General features: G+C 44.1%; 12 protein-coding genes and 1 other RNA gene. 4 read left to right on the plus strand and 9 right to left on the minus strand.

The window, feature by feature from the left end; translation table 11 throughout:
- Window positions 1–19 precede the first annotated feature (19 nt).
- From BJP34_RS50170 to rnpB, 3 genes are all read right to left on the minus strand, one after another.
- Window positions 20–1,369 (minus strand): Gfo/Idh/MocA family protein, encoded by a 1,350-nt coding sequence (locus BJP34_RS50170; RefSeq protein WP_070395475.1) that lies wholly within the window; start codon window positions 1,367–1,369, stop codon window positions 20–22.
- The gene (gene rnc / locus BJP34_RS29815; protein ID WP_070395476.1) at window positions 1,366–2,079 is read right to left on the minus strand and encodes a ribonuclease III; all 714 of its coding nucleotides are present in this window, start codon (window positions 2,077–2,079) and stop codon (window positions 1,366–1,368) included. Before rnc ends, BJP34_RS50170 begins: the two co-directional genes overlap by 4 nt.
- 86 nt (window positions 2,080–2,165) lie before the next feature.
- An RNA gene (gene rnpB, locus BJP34_RS29820) (RNase P RNA component class A) lies at window positions 2,166–2,610 on the minus strand.
- Between the two features lie 271 nt (window positions 2,611–2,881).
- Here rnpB and BJP34_RS29825 point away from each other — a divergent pair.
- Window positions 2,882–4,102: an RNA-guided endonuclease InsQ/TnpB family protein gene (locus tag BJP34_RS29825; RefSeq protein WP_070395477.1), complete on the plus strand. Its 1,221-nt coding sequence runs from the start codon at window positions 2,882–2,884 to the stop codon at window positions 4,100–4,102.
- Window positions 4,103–4,308: 206 nt separating this feature from the next.
- On the opposite strand, the gene BJP34_RS44800 is transcribed toward BJP34_RS29825, so the two are convergent.
- Complete coding sequence (locus BJP34_RS44800) at window positions 4,309–4,452, minus strand: hypothetical protein (protein WP_158517542.1); 144 nt, start codon at window positions 4,450–4,452, stop codon at window positions 4,309–4,311.
- A 472-nt stretch (window positions 4,453–4,924) separates the two neighbouring features.
- On the opposite strand from BJP34_RS44800, the gene mgtE reads away from it, so the two are divergent.
- Window positions 4,925–6,316 carry a magnesium transporter gene (mgtE, locus tag BJP34_RS29830; RefSeq protein WP_070395478.1) on the plus strand — a complete coding sequence of 464 codons (1,392 nt, stop codon included), beginning with the start codon at window positions 4,925–4,927 and terminating at the stop codon, window positions 6,314–6,316.
- Window positions 6,317–6,685: 369 nt separating this feature from the next.
- Here the strand turns inward: mgtE and BJP34_RS29835 are convergent, their stop codons facing one another.
- The 4 genes from BJP34_RS29835 to BJP34_RS29850 all read right to left on the minus strand — a co-directional run bounded on the left by BJP34_RS29835 (window position 6,686) and on the right by BJP34_RS29850 (window position 11,448).
- Window positions 6,686–7,864 carry a M20 family metallopeptidase gene (locus BJP34_RS29835; RefSeq protein WP_070395479.1) on the minus strand — a complete coding sequence of 393 codons (1,179 nt, stop codon included), beginning with the start codon at window positions 7,862–7,864 and terminating at the stop codon, window positions 6,686–6,688.
- 261 nt (window positions 7,865–8,125) lie between these two features.
- Complete coding sequence (locus BJP34_RS29840; protein WP_070395480.1) at window positions 8,126–9,811, minus strand: ScyA-related TPP-binding enzyme; 1,686 nt, start codon at window positions 9,809–9,811, stop codon at window positions 8,126–8,128.
- A gap of 1 nt (window position 9,812) precedes the next feature.
- Window positions 9,813–11,207 carry an Asp-tRNA(Asn)/Glu-tRNA(Gln) amidotransferase GatCAB subunit A gene (locus tag BJP34_RS29845; protein ID WP_070395481.1) on the minus strand — a complete coding sequence of 465 codons (1,395 nt, stop codon included), beginning with the start codon at window positions 11,205–11,207 and terminating at the stop codon, window positions 9,813–9,815.
- A gap of 52 nt (window positions 11,208–11,259) precedes the next feature.
- Window positions 11,260–11,448 (minus strand): DUF4089 domain-containing protein, encoded by a 189-nt coding sequence (locus tag BJP34_RS29850; RefSeq protein WP_070395482.1) that lies wholly within the window; start codon window positions 11,446–11,448, stop codon window positions 11,260–11,262.
- A 189-nt stretch (window positions 11,449–11,637) separates the two neighbouring features.
- Between BJP34_RS29850 and BJP34_RS48000 the strand changes: the two genes are divergently transcribed.
- Window positions 11,638–12,156, plus strand: coding sequence for a Uma2 family endonuclease (locus BJP34_RS48000; RefSeq protein ID WP_229424090.1), 519 nt, complete (start codon window positions 11,638–11,640; stop codon window positions 12,154–12,156).
- Window positions 12,122–12,568: a DUF4351 domain-containing protein gene (locus tag BJP34_RS48005; RefSeq protein WP_229424091.1), complete on the plus strand. Its 447-nt coding sequence runs from the start codon at window positions 12,122–12,124 to the stop codon at window positions 12,566–12,568. The genes BJP34_RS48000 and BJP34_RS48005 overlap by 35 nt, the downstream gene beginning before the upstream one ends.
- Window positions 12,569–12,832: 264 nt before the next feature.
- Here BJP34_RS48005 and BJP34_RS29860 read toward each other — a convergent pair whose 3' ends face one another.
- Window positions 12,833–15,841, minus strand: coding sequence for a tetratricopeptide repeat protein (locus BJP34_RS29860; protein ID WP_070395483.1), 3,009 nt, complete (start codon window positions 15,839–15,841; stop codon window positions 12,833–12,835).
- Between the last annotated feature and the right edge of the window lie 223 nt (window positions 15,842–16,064).

Genomic DNA, 16,064 nt, shown 5'->3' on the forward strand with positions numbered 1-16,064 from the left:
AGGCAGAATGAATAGGTAATTATTTTGGTAACTGGGGAACAGTGACTGGCACTCCTCCTTGGTGAAGGGATTGGCTTAAACAAGTGAGAATGTGTACTAATTGAGCACCAACCCAGCCAGAAGATATTGATGAAGGTTGGGACAAGCGGACACTGTTAAGAAAGCGATCGCATACTGAGTAAAGTGGTTCAAGTGATTCGAGATCAAGAACTTCACGATGCTGACCAGCAGGGATAAAGTACTCCCCGTTCTGTTCAAAATAACCATGTTGGATAGTTAGGGGTGCTTGGGCAACCATTTCATCAAAAATCAATGTTCCCTGTGTTCCTACAATCCCAAGCCGCCGCTGTTTATCTGGATTGAGCCAGCACAGATGAATAAATGCTTGGAAGCCAGTGGGATAGGTAAGTGTGACCTGAACTAAGTCAGCTAATCCTTGAGGGGTTGAAGGTTGAAGGTTAGCAGGTTGAAGGTTATCGGGTTGAAGGTTAGCAGGTTGTTCGCGTAGCGTGGCCTTTTGGCCAAGGTTAGCAGGTTGTTCGCGTAGCGTGGCCTTTTGGCCAAGGTTATCGGGTTGTTCGCGTAGCGTGGCCTTTTGGCCAAGGTTATCGGGTTGTTCGCGTAGCGTGGCCTTTTGGCCAAGGTTATCGGGTTGTTCGCGTAGCGTGGCCTTTTGGCCAAGGTTATCGGGTTGTTCGCGTAGCGTGGCCTTTTGGCCAAGGTTATTTGTTGTAACCGGCAACTGGCTAACTTGAAACTCTTTTTGAAACTGTAGCCACACCCTACCAGTAGCTTGGACTTGAACAGGTAGCTGTCCTAAGCAATGGTTGAAAATAGCAATGTCGTGAATAGCTAAATCCCAGAGAGAATCTACATCTTGACGTACTGGTCCTAAGTTAGTACGGGCGGCGTATCCATAGCGTAAGTCTCCTAAACATCCGGAGTTCACAACCTCTTGAGCCCGCTTGACCGCTGGGTGAAATAGATAGGTATGGTCAACCATGAGCTGTCGCTGCTGTTCTTGAGCCAGGTGGCACAATTCTAGACACTCAGCGACATCAAGGGTTAAGGGTTTTTCTGCTAAGACGTGTTTCCCCTGCTGTAGAGCATCCTTAATTAGTGTGTAATGGGTAACTGCTGGAGTAGCAATTACTACTGCCTCAATTGTCGGGATATCCCGTATCGATTCCCAATCTGTTGCCAAACGTACCTCAGGAGCGAGGTTATATTTATCTTTAATTACTGCCAAGGTTTCTGGGTATGGATCAACCACTGCCACTAAGCAAGCATCAGGATGTGTCAAGAAATTCCTGATCAAGTGTTTGCCCCAGCGACCTGCTCCCAATATCGCTACTCCAGTTTGTTTCATGTTTGGCCTCTCAATTCCAGAAATGCTTGTTTGGCTGCTGCTTGTTCCGCAGCTTTTTTCGATCTTCCTGTACCTTCACCTAATTGTCGATTTTGTAGCCAAACTTGGGCAGTGAAGCGGTTGTTTGCCCCATGCACTTGTAGGTTTTCCGTCAGATGATACTTTGGGAGCAGTTTGTAGTGAGCTTGAGTCCATTCCTGAAGAGCATCTTTGTAGTTTTGGCGGGCTGGGTCTTGACGAATTTCAGTAGTTAGTTTTTGTAAGTGAGGGTCTAGCCAAGGACGGACTAATTCTAGGGTATGGGTACTTAAATATAATGCTCCCAAAACTGCTTCAAAGGCATCAGCTAACCGGGATGTTTCGCCAGCTTTGTCCCCAGCGGCACTATTGGAAACCAGTAAATAACGCTCTAGCCCATAGCTGCGAGCAAGTTGAGACAGAATGCGATCGCTTACTAGTACGGAACGAATGGCAGCAAACTCACCAACGGAAGAGTTGGGATAATTTTCCCATAGCCATTCTGAGCTAGCTAAACGTATAACAGCATCACCAACAAACTCCAACTGCTCATAGTTGTGTTCTGCTGAGATACTACAGTGAGTCAGTGCTAAATCTAGCAACGACCAATTCACAGCTGTAGTCTGAGATAGCCCTAACTTTTGAACTAACTTCTCTAATTGCTTCTGACGACGGGGGTCTTTGATGGTCATGGGTTGTCTTTTGTCGTGAGTCACAGAGTCCTTTGTGACTAACCAGAGTCTGGGAGTACTAATGACTAATGACTAATGACTAAATTGAGAGAAAGTCGGACATAAGCCGGGTTCTGTTCTCCCTAGCAACCATCAAGAAGCTACTAAAGAGGGTGGTTATCTATCTAGGACGGCTGTTACCAGACGCCTCATGCGGTTCTCCATATCCGGAACTGGTAAAAGACCAACCGTAGTTCCTCTCGACCTTGCTCCCAACCGGGGTTTACCGAGCCAGCACCTCTCGATGCTGCTGGTGCGCTCTTACCACACCTTTGCACCCTTACCTGTAAAAGAATCAGGAAAAAGGCAGGAAGAATACATTCATCCTGGAGCCTTCTACCTTTATCCTTCCCATCGGCGGTATGTTTCTGTGGCACTATCCTCACGGTCACCCGCACTGGGCGTTACCCAGCAAGTTTGGTCTTTCGGGAGCCCGGACTTTCCTCAGACTCGCAGAAAAATGCGAATCCGCAACCACCTGCGCCTACTTTCTCTCTACTCTAGTTTAGACTTGATTAGGGGTTGGTTGTTAGATGCTGGAGTTGAAGTCAATCCAGAGGCACAGACCATTATCTGTCCCAGGAGCAGCAACTACCGAAATCCGATGCTCCTTTAGACCCGCTGCGCGAACGCAAAAGCTAATCCTCTAGAATTTGTTGGATCACACTGTTAAGAGGGTTGTCATCTTTCTGTCTTCCTTTCCAAGGAAGAATGACTAATTTGTTTAGTTAACATTTCACAAGGAATACTTTACAATGTAAGCATGGTAGAAAAAGCTTACCGTTACCGTTTATACCCAACCCCTGAACAGGAGACTCTGTTGAGGAGAACCCTAGGCTGTGTAAGACTTGTTTACAACAAAGCATTAGATGCTAGAACAAAAGGATGGTACGAACATCAAAAACGAATTAGTTATAAAGAAACTTCCTCAATGTTGACAGGATGGAAACAACAGGATGACTTGTTTTTTATGAATGAAGTCAGTTGTGTTCCACTTCAACAAGGATTGAGGCATCTACAAAATGCTTTTACTAATTTCTTTGCAGGTCGTGCTAAGTATCCGAACTTTAAGAAGAAACGCAACGGTGGTAGTGCAGAATTTACAAAATCAGCATTTAAATGGAAAGATGGTCAAATCTATCTTGCTAAATGCAAAGAACCTTTGCCTATTCGTTGGAGTCGTCAATTACCTGCAAACTGCAATCCAAGTACCGTTACAGTCAGCTTAGATCAATCCGAACGGTGGCATATCTCAATTAGGTTCAATGACCCTAGAGACTTGAGCTTGCCTTTAACGGATAAACAAATTGGTTTTGATCTAGGAATTTCCAGTCTAATTACAACCAGCGACGGAGATAAAATTACCAACCCCAAGCATTTTAAAAGGCTCAAAAAAAGACTGGGTAAATACCAAAAAGCTTTGTCGCGAAAACAAAAAGGATCTAACAATCGTGAAAAGGCAAGGTTAAAGGTGGCCAGGATACACGCAAAGATCAAGGACGCTAGAAGAGATTTTACTCACAAGCTAACCACTCAACTGGTCAGAGAAAACCAATTGATTGCGTTTGAGGATTTAGCTGTAAAAAACATGGTCAAAAATCACAAACTAGCTCAGGTAATCAGTGATGCTAATTGGGCAGAAATAATCCGTCAGGTTAAGTACAAGTCAGAGTGGTACAACCGGAAAGCTGTTTCGATTGATAGATGGTTCCCCAGTAGCAAGTTGTGTTCTGCATGTTTGAATTGCGTCGGATCTTTACCACTAAACATCCGGGAATGGGACTGCCCATCTTGTAACACTCACCATGATCGCGATATCAACGCATCAATTAATATTTTGGCGGCAGGGCTTGCCGTGTCAGTCTGTGGAGCGACTGTAAGACCCGTTCGCGTAGCGTCGCCTACGGCGAAAGAGAGTAAGTCTCGGAAGGCTAGTGCGAAAAACTCCCCCAAGGGGAGAAGGAAACAGAAACCTAAGTCGTGAGTCTTAGGAATCCCCCGCTATAATCTAAAATTTAGCGGTGGGAAGATGTCAACGTAAGCTTTTACGATGAAGTAGCGAGCCGCATTGAGACAATCAAGCATAATTAGACTCGCAAATCTAATGTAAATAACCTTTAATGGTAGCAATTTATATTAATTGCTTGTGTATATCATTATAACCCAAACTAAGTCAATAGTACATTTATACTATTCAATAGACCAGTTGTTCGCGTAGCGTGGCCGTTCGCGTAGCGTGGCCAAAAGGCCAAAAGGCCATCGATAGCAATCCGATTTGAGTGGTAAAACACCACAACAGGGAGATAGGGGGAAGAAGGGGAAGAATTTTTCCATTGGTTTTTGTTCACAAATTAATTAACCTCGGGCTTGATCACGTACAGGGAAATATAGGGTGATGGGATTACTCTCAAATAACTATTGCGCTGAAAATACTCTTCGACGATAATGCTTCAAGTAGTGGCATTGGTGAATATCGGAATCCAATCAAGGATAGTTGGGTCAGTTACCAATTAAGAAACAAAGGTTTTAGTAACTGTGTTAACTTTGGTTAAGTTAACTCAAACCTGATCAGCTATAAAGATGGTTCTTATTTTACATTTCTTAATATAATTTCATTTATTTATTTATTTCCGACTAATTACCAAGTACTAATTACTAAGTACTACTTAATAAGTACTAATTACCAAGTACTAATTACCAATTACCAATTACCAATTACCGATGAGTCTTGGAGCAGGTACAAAAGCATCTAGACTTGAGTCAGCACTGACAAACAAGTAAAACCTACTCAAGAGGAGGGTTTGCATTGACTGAAAACCAAATTTCCCTCCAGACAATCTCGCGTAGTGAACTGCGACAGCTGGTGCGTTCTCAACTGCAGATACTGCTGGAGCAAGGTAATCTTCAGGGTGCTAAGCAAGTGCTGGTACCGGTACAACCAGTAGACATTGCGGAAGCGATTGAAGGATTACCCGAAGCAATGCAAGTGATTGCCTTCCGCTTATTGTCTAAATCTGAGGCCATTGAGGTGTATGAAAATCTTGACTCCAGTGTCCAACAGTCTCTAGTTGAGAAGTTCAAACATCAGGAGGTACTGGATATCGTAGATAAGATGTCGCCAGATGATCGAGCCAGGTTGTTTGATGAGTTGCCAGCTAAGGTCGTCCGACGTTTGCAGTCACAGTTAAGTCCCAAGGAGCGCCAAGCGACAGCCCTGCTGTTGGGGTATGAAGAGGGAACGGCAGGGCGAATCATGACCCCTGAATATATTTCCCTCAAGGAAAACTTGACGGTTAGCGAGACCTTGGATCAGATTCGTAGCTTAGCGAAAGCCTCGGAAGTCGTATATTACCTCTATATCACCGATAACTCTCGACATTTGACTGGGATTGTTTCCCTGCGGGATTTGGTGATTTCTTCCACCGAGACCACCATGGGTGAAATTATGACTCGTGATGTGGTTTATGTCTATACCTATGCGGACCAGGAAGAAGTAGCACGGATGATCCAACGCTATGATTTTCTGGCTGTACCAGTGGTTGACCGGGAGCAGCGTCTAGTGGGTATTGTAACTGTGGATGATGTGATTGATATCTTGGAGCAGGAAGCAACAGAAGATATGTACGCGGTAGGTGGTGGTGTCCAATCGGAAGGAGATAATTATTTTCAAACCAATTTATTCACAGTTGCCCGCCGACGGGTAGTTTGGTTATTTGTCTTGTTACTCACTAATACGGTTACGGGTACGATCATAAAGTCTCAAGAGTCTATTTTGCAGCAGGTGGTTGCCCTAGCAGCTTTTATCCCTTTACTCACTGGCACTGGTGGTAATGTGGGCGCTCAGTCTTCTACGGTGGTGATTCGTGGCTTGAATACTGATGAAATTCGTGATTTAGGCCCCGGTCAAGTCATTTGGCGAGAGGCACTGGCGGGGTTATTACTAGGAGCAATTCTGGGTACTATCGCCACTGGATGGGGTTACTGGTTACAAGGAGATTTTTTAGTAGCCCTATCGGTGGGAGTGAGTCTAGTTGCGATCGCACTTTTAGCATCAGTTGCCGGTTCAGCCCTACCGTTTCTGTTCCGCCACCTAGGCTTAGACCCAGCTCTGATGTCTGCACCATTCATTACAACAGTTGTTGATGTCTTAGGTGTGCTGATTTATTTCAATATTGCTAAATCAGTCTTAGGGCTTTAGCATCAAAGGCAACAGGCAACAGGCAACAGGCAACAGGCAACAGGCAACAGGCAACAGGCAACAGGCAACAGGCAACATAAAATCATAATCTGTACTTCAAATTGTCGCAAATCGCTAAAATTAACTGTATAATTAAATTTATAATTAGGGCAAGCTGAATAAGTCGTAACCCTTTATTTATTAAGGTTTTGAGGACTATTCAAGATTCATAAAGTGCAAGAAATAAGCCGAATCCCTATCAAAACTAATACACTTATTGAACTGATGTTTGTGAAAGTTCCACCCGGTTAAACCTCTTGCCTCTTGCCTCTTGCCTCTTGCCTCTTGCCTCTTGCCTCTCCTCACCAAAACTTTTTCACCAATCCCTAATTAACAGTCGTGGTGCCAGTACTTATAAATCGCATAAGCCAGAGTAACTACACCGGTAACAATGGCCGATTCATTCACTGCAAACAGAGGATGGTGCAGTGGGTAATTTAGTTTATTTTGGAATCCAACCCCGAGGCGGAACATGCTGCCAGGAGCGTGTTGTAGATAAACAGAGAAATCTTCCCCACCCATAGAGGCTTCCGGTATGATTAAAACGCGATCGCTTCCCCAAGCTTCCTTAGCTGCTGCTTCCAACAACTGAGTTAAGGCTAGGTCATTTTGTACCGATGGTACTGCCCGCTGATAGTTGATGTGATAGCGAGCGCCATAAGCATTACAGACATTGGCCACAATCTTTTCAATCCAATCGCTTAGGCCAGCATAGGTTTGGGGATGAAGCGATCGCACTGTTCCTACTAGCCGCACTTGGTCAGCAATAATATTTGGAGCTCGCCCACCACTAATTTGTCCTATTGTCAAGACCATCGGGTGTAATGGGTTCTGGGTGCGACTAATAGCTTGTTGGAGGGTGGTAATCACCTGGGCAGCAATCCAAATCGCGTCAATAGCTTGGTGAGGGCGAGATCCATGACCCGATTCTCCCATAATTACGATTTCTAAATCATCCGCTGCTGCTGTTAATGCCCCATAGCGGATACCAATAGAGCCTGCTGGAATTGAAGGCAAAACGTGAAGACCAAAGATAGCACTCACATCCTTCATTCCCCCATCTTTAACAATCCAGTTTGCACCTTGAGCAATTTCCTCAGCTGGTTGGAACAGAAAGCGAGTATTACCAGGAAACCTTTCTCCGAGTTGGGATAGAACCATAGCTGTGCCTAAGCCTACGGTGGTGTGGACATCATGACCACAGGCATGCATGACTCCTGGTTGATGTGAGGCAAAATCCAGGCAAGTTTGTTCGGTGATGGGTAGAGCATCCATATCAGTGCGCAGGGCGACTAATCGCTCATCGGTACCACCAATCAGTTCACCGATAAGGCCAGTTTTGCCAATCCCTTCTTGTATATGAAGACCACAGGAGGATAGGACCCCAGCTACGTAAGCCGCTGTTTGGTGTTCTTGACCACTCAATTCTGGGTGAGAGTGGAGATGACGGCGGATTTCGATTAGACGCGGGGCAAGTTCTTGGGCTAACTCTTTAATCTGGGAGAGCATGCTGCTAGATAAATACTAGATAAAATAGTTTCATACTTCACTTATTTATACTTCTTTTTTAATTGTTGTTGGGTAAATCTTCTTTTCGAGAGAGAATGTAATAGTTCGAGATTTTATCGAATTGAAAGTCTGGGGCTTTGCCCATCAAAGCATATGCCCATAAGGCATATGCACCTCAAGCTGATGACTGATAGCTGAACGCGCACGGGTGCGTGGCACAGGCTTCTAGCCTGTGATAAGTGCGCATATGCTTACACCTTTTTAGCTTTTATTATCTTGAGACATGAGACTCAAAACACGACTCCCAATTGGTGCAGTTCTGCTTGGATCGATAATTACATCCACAAGAAAAGGAACAGTAGATGCCATTGCCACCTCCAGTGCTGGTTGAAGATCGGACTCTCTTTTGACACGAATGCCATCTGCTCCCATTCCATTCGCTATCGCTACGAAATCTGCCTGGGGAAATTGCGTATCTGCCCCCTTCAGTTTCCGCAAAGCATTTCCCTGTTCGCACATATTGTAACAAGCGTCATTGAGAACAATCCAAACAGCAGGAATTCCATATTTGACTGCTGTATTAATTTCATTATTCATTAGCATAGCCCCATCCCCAACAATAGCGACTGCTTTACAATTTCCTGCTAAAGCCGCGCCCAAAACCCCAGTAGTCATGTGCCCCATTGCACCCCAGTTAGTACTAATTCGGTAACGAGGTTGAGTAAATTGCAGTAGGTGAGTAGTCCAAGCAAAGGAATTACCAGCCTCAGCCATGATAATCGCATTAGCATTATTTGGAACGACAATCATCTGTTGAATAACATTCATTAATACTTCTGGTCTTACAGGACTTTCTGAAGTGGAATCAATGACATTAAATTGAGGACAAGGTAGCGATATAATGTTTGGTTTGTGAGCAAGTGGAAATTTTTCTAGTAGTGCCTTTAGAAAGATTTTCAGTTCTGAGTGAATAGAAAATGTCTCAGCAGATGGGTAGGCAGATCCTGGTACGTCTGGATTAAGATCCACATGGATGAATCCCCTTTCAGGAACCATTAATGAACTCCAAAAGGAAGTAGTCTCACCTAGACGTGTTCCCAAAACCAGTATTCGCAATGGACTTTTTTCCTGCATATATTTCATCACTGAATCATGTCCACTGAGACCTGTGACACCGATAAACTGAGGGTGATCTTCAGGAAAAATGCCCTTGCCACGGGGGGAACACATCACCGCTGCGGCTGTTCTTTCGGCAAATTGACGAATTTCGGAAGCAGCACCCCTAGCACCAAAACCAACCCAGATGGCAAATGAACCTTCAGACAGCAACTGTACACATTCTGAGATTATTTCTTCCCCGGCAGTAGGTGGAGAGAGAGATAAACTGACATGGGGCAATGATTCGGTAACAAAATTGGTCTGAATATCCGTAGGAATACTCATATGGCTGACGAACCCCTCTGGTTTTGCCATTCCAATGGTCAGTCGGCGAGCAATCTCTGGTAGTTGATCGGATGACTCAAGAACAGTAGCATAATGAAACATCTGACCGGAAGTAAAAAAGCCTAGGCCGGACATTGTATAAGCACTGGTTTCTTGACAAGCCCACCTTCCACGATTAGCAATAGAGGTGAAACCGGAAAGAAGAATTATCTTTGCTCCTTCACTTCTTGCAGCCATAATACCAGTTAAAACGTTAGTGATGCCTGGACCTGTTGTAGTAAATACAACCACAGGGCGTTCACTCGCTAAATATGCTTCAGTAGCAGCAAAAGCAGCTCCAGATTCATGGCGGAAGTGAAGCACTTCAATCGGGCTTTGTTCCAAGGTAGTCCATAGAGATGCAATTGCACCTCCTGAAACCCCAAAGGCATACTTTACCCCCAGTTCTAGAAGCATTTCCACTACTGCCTCTGAAATAGACTTGAGAATACTAGTTTCTTTCATTTTATTCAGACACAATCGGTGCTGAAAGGATGCCTTGTTCCTCAAGCACTGCAGCAACTCTAAGAATCATTGCTTCATGGTAGGGTGCAGCAATAATTTGTACCCCTAAGGGTATTTGACCAGGACGGTTAATTGGTACTGATAAGACAGGTAAGCCAATGAAGGATAAGGGTTGAGTAAATAATCCTAAGTTTGGACGAACCAACACTTCTTCTCCAGCAATAACCATTTTTTCTTGACCCAGTAGGGGAGCAACACAGGGTGTAGTGGGAGCGAGGATAATATCCACATCTTGGAAGACTTCCCGAACGCGATCGCGAAACCATTGTCGAAACCGTTGCGCTTGAATATACCAAGTCCCTGGAATTAGGGCACCTGCTAAAAAGCGATCGCGTGTAGCTGGATCAAAATCATCGGGACGTTTACGCAAATTGTCAAAATGGAGGTTTGATCCTTCATTAGCCGTAATAATATAAGCTGCTGCTCTGGCTCGCTTGGCTTCTGGGATAGTAACCGAAGCAGTTACATTCAAGCTACTAGCCACTTTAGCCACAGCATCCAAGACTTCTGGTTCTGCCCCTTGAGCAAAATACCCATCTGCAACTCCAATCCGTAACCCGTCAATCCCCTCGTTAAGCTGGGGGACACAAAGTTCTGGGAGACGATTGCTACAAACGGGATCAGTGGGATCTGCTCCCTGAAGGATATCAAAGATAGTAGCAATATCCCGTACAGAACGAGCAAACGGACCGATATGATCCAAACTAGCAGAAAACAAGAAAACCCCTGCCCGAGACAATCGTCCGTAGGTAGCTTTGAAGCCAAAAGTACCACACAAAGCTGCTGGTACCCGGATCGAACCATTGGTATCGGAACCGAGAGTGATTGGTACTAATCCCGCCGCCACTGCTGCTGCTGAGCCGCCAGAGGAACCACCAGCAATGCGAGTGAGATCATGGGGGTTATGAGTTGCACCGTAATGGCTATTTTCCGTTACAAAGCCATAGGCGTACTCATCCATATTTAATGCTCCAACTAGGATAGCACCCGCTTGTTTTAGTTTAGCTACAGCAGTAGCATCACGGGAAGCAGGAGGATTTTCAGCATTAATTTTTGACCCAGCTAAGGTTATTAAGCCAGCGATATCATATAAGTTTTTAACCGCAAAAGGAACTCCTGCCAATGGACCGGGATTGTTCCCTTTGGCAATAGCATGATCAATGTGTTCAGCATCGGATAAAGCTTGGTCAGTGGTAACCGTTGTGAAACAGTTAAGGGATTGGTTACCGACAGTTATTTTTTCGAGACAGTTAGTAATAACTGTTTTGGCAGTGACTTGACCTTCTCGAATCGCAGTGGCAATTCCAATGGCATCAGTTTGGTTCACGGTTAGCATCCTAATTTATGCTATTATTATGATTATTTATTTACGTTTAAAAACCATTATCCTAAGGTTTAAATACAGGAGCAGCTGCGAGATCATCAGGTAAAGTAAATTCCGTTACTAGAGATGCGATCGCATAAATTTTAGCGAAGTTATTGATCACACCAGAACGGTGTTCGGGCTTAAGGTCTAAATCAAGGAGTTGCGCCATGGCTTCGACATAGGTAGCGGTTTCAATTGTTGGTTTTGTCATTACTAGTTAGTCTTTACTAATTTAGTAGTTAACATTAATTGTAATCTATAAATATAATAGAATTTTAAAACCTGTCGTTATTACTCAAAACTCAACCATAAAAACTCGGCAGTCTCTTCAAAACTATCTTCAAAAAAACAAAGTTAAGTTTTTGGTTACCTTAAGGATATAAAGACACCCGATAGGGCTATGACTCAAACGAAAGCCAAACCCATTATCAGATGGGAAAAACTCCCGGACGAATTTCAATTACCCGATGACCCAGTGGAAAATCTCTATCATCCCTTATTAGCGGCTATCCTGCGAGAGATTCTGGAATTAGCCGGATTTATCACTAATTCAATGCTAATTGCTTCCAACTTTGGACTCTGTGCCAATGTGGACGGTAAAACAGTAGTGAAAGCACCGGACTGGTTTTATGTACCTTCTGTGTTTCCTGTCTTACCAGGGGTGATTCGCCGGAGCTATACCCCTCACACCGAAGGAGAGGTACCAGCAGTGGTTATGGAATTCTTATCCGAGAAAGAGCAAGGAGAATATTCTCTTAACCCCCGTTACCCTTATGGCAAATGGTACTTTTACGAGCAAATCCTACAAGTACCAATTTATGTCATTTTTGACCCAGCCTCGGGAAGTGTCGAAGCGATGCAGCGCGGTCTTGGGGGTTTCCCCCATGAGCGACTGCATCAAGACAATGCGATCGCTTAATTCAGGAAGCTATACCCTGCAACAACCTGATGCTAATGGACGCTACTGGTTTGAATCCATGGGTTTGTTTCTGGGAGTATGGTACGGCAAAAAATCAGAAATCACCAACTATTGGTTACGGTGGTGGGATAGCTCTGGAAATTTATTACCTTGGGGAGAGGAGAAAGTTCAACAAAGTCTACAGCAAGGCTTACAGCAAGGCTTACAGCAAGGCTTACAGCAAGGCTTACAGCAAGGAAAACTGGAGCTAATTATGCGTCAGTTGACACGCCAGGTTGGAACAATCGAGCCTACTCTAGAATCACTCATCAACAACTTATCTGCTGCTGATTTAGATCAATTGAGTGAAGCATTGTTCGATTTTTCCGATGGATCGGATTTATCCAGTTGGTTAGAGGGACTTAAAGGCTAATCAGATGTAAGCATATGCGCTACGCGCACGCGTGCGCGTTCAGCCGTCAGCGGTCAGCGGTCAGCCGTCAGCTTAAAACAAGCTATCCGGCTTAGGAGTTCAACGGACTCAAAGCCAAAGACTATGAATTCCTGGCCGAAAGGCCAGGGAACTGAGATTAAACTTTTGCTTACCTCTTTTATTCAAAAGCTGAACGCGCACGCGTGCGCGTAGCGCTAATCGCTGTTCGCTGATAGCTAATAGCTGATAGCTGATAGCTTATAATCAGCAATGCCTAAGAATCGGCTCAACTAAATAATCATAAATCAGTTGATATTGAGCGTTTGGTTCTTGCTGCAATCTCATCACTAAACCTGATTTGACCAATAGCTCTAGGATAAAATCTAAGTTGTCAGTGGATAACTGTAACTTTGCTCCTAAATCGTCTTTTGTTCGGAATGGCCGAGTGCCATTCTTATCCGTTAACAAACCCAAAATTTTCCAAGCCGCGTTTTGGTTTTCTGAACCACAATCAGAAACAACCCCTTCCAAATAGCGCTCCACTAGCTTTTCTTTTGATCCGTTTTGTCGATAAGCCGCTAAAGTAGTGATTTGCTCAGTTTGCAGCTGCACTCCCACTATCTGTAATTCAATCGGGCTTACTTCTCCCACTGCTTGATTCTTAGCTAGGTCGTTTACCAACTCATCGAGTAATGCATCCTCTAGGTAAAATTTAGCTTTAGTGGTTAGATTAGAAATAATCGATTTTGCTTCTTCTGAAGAAAAATTCCCGACATAATAAAGGATACCTTTATTAAGAATATCATTATTAATGGCATCCAAATCTACCTGACGAGCGCACTTTAATAATAGGTGTAGATAATCCTCCCGTAAACAAAGGATGACTTTGAGATAAGGAATATTAAGACAGTCACGGAAAAATTCAAAGAAGCGTTTTTGTTCAGCTGGCTTTCGGCAAGCAAAGAAAAACTCTTCAAATTGGTCAAAAATCAGGATGTTAATCTGGTTTTGCCGTTGATTTTTTTGCAACTGATCTAGAAGAGTAGCCGGTTGAAGGTTAGCTGGTTGAAGGTCAGCTGGTTGAAGGTTAGCTGGTTGAAGGTTAGCTGGTTGAAGGTTAGCTGGTTGAAGGTTAGCTGGTTGAAGGTTAGCTGGTTGAAGGTTAGCTGGTTGTTCGCGTAGCGTGGCCTTTTGGCCAAGGTTGTTTTTATAACCTTCAACCTTTAAACCTTCAACCTTCAAACTTTCACTCTTCGACTCTAGGATACGTTTACCCAACTCTTTTTCCCAGTCAGTGTAAACCTTCAACCTAATCGGGACTATATCACGGTTACCAATGGGTTGCTGTTTTAGAGCGGGGATTAGCCCAGCTTCTAGTAAAGAACTCTTGCCCACTCCAGCTTGACCATAAATTACAGTTAGTTTGTGCTGGGTACTGGCAATGCGTTGCACTAGCTCTTTTACTTTGTGTTGCCAATCGGAAACAGTCATGGCCTGAGATACGGTAGCGCTACCTTTACTCTTGGTCTGTGCTAACTGATTCTGTGCTAACTGATTCTGTTGGGAGGATTTGAGTTTACCTGCACCGATAAAAGCAAGTAAACCATTCTGTTGTGCGATCGCAAGCCGTTCTTGTTTTACTGTAAATGCTGCTTGATATCGTTTTTGTTGCCAGTAGAGGGTTCCTAGAGTTTCCAGGATTTCCAGGTAGAGTTTCGGCTCATCACTAATCCCTAACTCCCTAGCCCGTTCCAGATGGCGAATCGCTTTGGAATGCTGACCCAAGTGCTGTTGGGCTTGAGCCAGAAGTAACAGATAGCGACCAACGGGAGATTTCTGTGTGATCTGTTCTGCATCTTGATCTATCTTAACTATTCCATTGAGGCAAGATAAAGCATAATTTTCCTGATAGTCAAGGTACTGTTGCTGTTTTTGGGGTTGGATACTTGCCGGATGATAGGACAATTTTTTACTTCCCCCTCTTCCCTGTGTTCCATAGGCCAACAAATCTTCCCTATCCTGTGCAGCACCCTGTTCTTCTGTGACTTTTGTTATAATTACATTGGCATATAGTGCGTTTGTGTAAGCCTCCTGCCAGCAGGATTTTTGTAGCGCCACTGTTCCTAGAAATCCATAATCCTGAGCTAGTTGCACAGGAGCAGAGTAACTTCTGTGTAGCGCTAGAGACTTTTTAGCTAGACTTTCCAAATCCTCCCAGGCTTCCAGAGATTGCAGTATCTCACCGAGCTGATTAATAAACTTAGCCACTAAATCCGGTCGTTGCTCTTGTTCGAACACCACCAGACACTGCTCTAAATACTCTTTAGCCTTGTGCCAATTTTCTCGATAGCTAGGGTCTCCTGGTCTATACTGCTTAGCCTGATCGCAATAGCATAATCCTAGGTGAAACAGGAGAACTGCTTCTCGCTCCCGACGTGGAGGGGTAATGGGCTTAGAGGTTATGAAGGTAGGCAGACCAAGTCCGGGGAGAATCTCACCATTGTTTTCTGGCTTGCTCTGCTGCTTACCTGGTTTCTGTTGCCAGAATTCTAAACTTTTCTGATAGTGGGTAATAGCAACATCAATCTTGCCCAATCCATAAGCCTCTCGACCCCAGACAAAGTTAAGACTGGCTAGTAACTCTGGTGGCAACTCGTGGTTGCCACTTTCCAAATCCCGTAAGGCAAACTTAATTTCCTGACTATAACCAGCACCTAAGATAGCATCATTGGGGGAAATTTCACTGGCACCTAATTCTAATACTGTGCTAAATAAAGACTTGGCTTTTTGTTGTAGGTTGCTAATTATGCTTGAGGTTGGGATTTCAAACATAACCGTTGTTGCCCAACTGTGGAAATCTGGTGTGATGCGAATCAGCTTACACAGCACCTCATCGTTAATCCACAACACTAATGGAAACTGGAAATTTTTGCGAAACTCTTCTCTAACTTGGTTTGTGGCGATTAACAGTTCATCAAGGTCTGTGACTGACTCTAAACCAAACACCATCAAAGCGGCTGGCTGTTCCTCCCCGATTTCCTGTCGGAGGGTGGTGTAGAGTGTACAAGCAGATGGCTCTAGGAATACTTCCCGGATTGGCACAGAGGAAATTTTGTGTAGTCTGCGCACCACTCGCTTACGCCACTTGGCATAATTACAGTGTGCGAACATCAGTAAAAACTGTCCCTCACTAGCAGCTATTGCCCAGGCTAGTTCTTCTACAGTATCCCGGTGGTGATTAGCTACAGGGTCGAGTAGGGGTGATTTAATCATGATTTTAAGGATATTGCTTATGCCAGCAAGTGCTTATGCCAGCAAGTGAGGTAATTATGTTATCAGGAAATTAAATTCTATCCTGGTAGCAAAATGGCAATTTTTTGTGATTTTTTTGTGATTAGTCATGATAGGATTAAGTGTTACTACTTAACACTTAAATACTTAACACTACCTAACACTATCTAAACACTTATTAAAATTGCCATAGTTTTTTGCAATC

This window comes from Moorena producens PAL-8-15-08-1, assembly GCF_001767235.1.
Lineage (GTDB): Bacteria > Cyanobacteriota > Cyanobacteriia > Cyanobacteriales > Coleofasciculaceae > Moorena > Moorena producens_A.

Bases quoted from the DNA above. Each gene is read 5' to 3' on its own strand.
- BJP34_RS50170 (WP_070395475.1), bottom strand. From the start codon at position 1,369: ATGAAACAAACTGGAGTAGCGATATTGGGAGCAGGTCGCTGGGGCAAA.
- rnc (WP_070395476.1), bottom strand. From the start codon at position 2,079: ATGACCATCAAAGACCCCCGTCGTCAGAAGCAATTAGAGAAGTTAGTT.
- BJP34_RS29825 (WP_070395477.1), top strand. From the start codon at position 2,882: ATGGTAGAAAAAGCTTACCGTTACCGTTTATACCCAACCCCTGAACAG.
- BJP34_RS44800 (WP_158517542.1), bottom strand. From the start codon at position 4,452: ATGGAAAAATTCTTCCCCTTCTTCCCCCTATCTCCCTGTTGTGGTGTT.
- BJP34_RS29835 (WP_070395479.1), bottom strand. From the start codon at position 7,864: ATGCTCTCCCAGATTAAAGAGTTAGCCCAAGAACTTGCCCCGCGTCTA.
- BJP34_RS29840 (WP_070395480.1), bottom strand. From the start codon at position 9,811: ATGAAAGAAACTAGTATTCTCAAGTCTATTTCAGAGGCAGTAGTGGAA.
- BJP34_RS29845 (WP_070395481.1), bottom strand. From the start codon at position 11,207: ATGCTAACCGTGAACCAAACTGATGCCATTGGAATTGCCACTGCGATT.
- BJP34_RS29850 (WP_070395482.1), bottom strand. From the start codon at position 11,448: ATGACAAAACCAACAATTGAAACCGCTACCTATGTCGAAGCCATGGCG.
- BJP34_RS48000 (WP_229424090.1), top strand. From the start codon at position 11,638: ATGACTCAAACGAAAGCCAAACCCATTATCAGATGGGAAAAACTCCCG.
- BJP34_RS48005 (WP_229424091.1), top strand. From the start codon at position 12,122: ATGAGCGACTGCATCAAGACAATGCGATCGCTTAATTCAGGAAGCTAT.
- BJP34_RS29860 (WP_070395483.1), bottom strand. From the start codon at position 15,841: ATGATTAAATCACCCCTACTCGACCCTGTAGCTAATCACCACCGGGAT.